This window comes from Rhodoferax sp. RT5P35 (assembly GCF_056521385.1).
In genome coordinates, this window is sequence record NZ_JBWMAX010000313.1 from 1 (window position 1) to 1,089 (window position 1,089).

The window sequence follows — 1,089 nt, forward strand, 5'->3', positions numbered from 1 at the left end:
CAGCTGTCGACCAATTGGTCGGCTGCGACCACCAGGGCGGATACCACGGCGGCCAACAGCACGGCTGCCAGACTACGGGACGAGTCAAAATTCTGGTACAGCCCCCGTGCGGCTGCGGCGACCGATTCAGCGCGGACGACGCCGGGGTGCTCGGAGGGGAAGCTAGGGTTGATAAAGCTGGTCATGGTGTGTTCCTTTCACAAAGCGTTTTGGGCTGGAGCGCCTTGAACGCAAACGAATCTTAGGGTTTGCACTAGTATTTTCTAAATTTATCTTTGTGATGATCTGCATTCACTAGCGTGATGAATGGGGTAGGGCAGGGCCTTGGAATAGCACGACCGTGCAGCCTTCAAAAAGCTATTCTTTGCCTGGAAAAAAGCACTGAATCAGGCCGTATCGCCCTATCTATAAGCACAAGCAGCTATTTAAAATATAGCGGAACTAATTGGCAAATTAGCTAAACCAATTTGATCAATTCAGACATCGGGTTTACCCTAGATTGGCACCCTTAACCCGGTTTAGAGTGCACGCCCTATGTTTCTTTTTAGCAACATTCTGGTTTTAATTCGGTAAAACACTTGCCCGCCCTGCCATGAACCCACCCAATTTCCGCACTTTTGACCTGAATCTGCTGCGCGTGTTTGACGAAGTCATGGCCGAACGCAGCCTGACCCGGGCCGCGCACAACCTGTCGCTCACCCAGCCCGCCGTCAGCAACGCCTTGCGCCGCCTGCGCGACAGCCTGGGCGACGAGCTGGTGCGTCGCAATGGGACCACCATGGAGCCCACACCGCGCGCGCTGGCGCTGTGGCCCACGGTGCGCGAGTCGCTACGGCAGCTGCAGGGCTCGCTGGCCCCCAGCGCCTTTGCCCCGGCCGAGGCCGACGACAGCTTTGTGCTGGCCATGGCCGATGCCACCGCCGCCCAGCTGCTGCCGGGCCTGATGCACCTGCTGGAAACCGAAGCCCCCAGCGTATCGCTGCACGTGCTGCCGCTGGCCTCGCGCGACCCGCGCAAGCTGCTGGAAGACGAAACTTTGGATTTGGCGGTGGGCTTTTTCCCCGCCGTGCTGGCCGATCTGGCTGCCCG

1 protein-coding gene and 1 pseudogene are annotated in these 1,089 nt (G+C 58.7%); one reads left to right on the top strand and one right to left on the bottom strand.

Features of this window, described 5'->3' with window-relative positions:
* Positions 1–185, bottom strand: a pseudogene (locus tag AC097L_RS25925) (hypothetical protein); the annotation flags it as partial.
* A gap of 407 nt (positions 186–592) precedes the next feature.
* Here AC097L_RS25925 and AC097L_RS25930 point away from each other — a divergent pair.
* The coding region (locus AC097L_RS25930; protein ID WP_479589562.1) for a LysR family transcriptional regulator at positions 593–1,089 on the top strand (497 nt) is incomplete at its 3' end.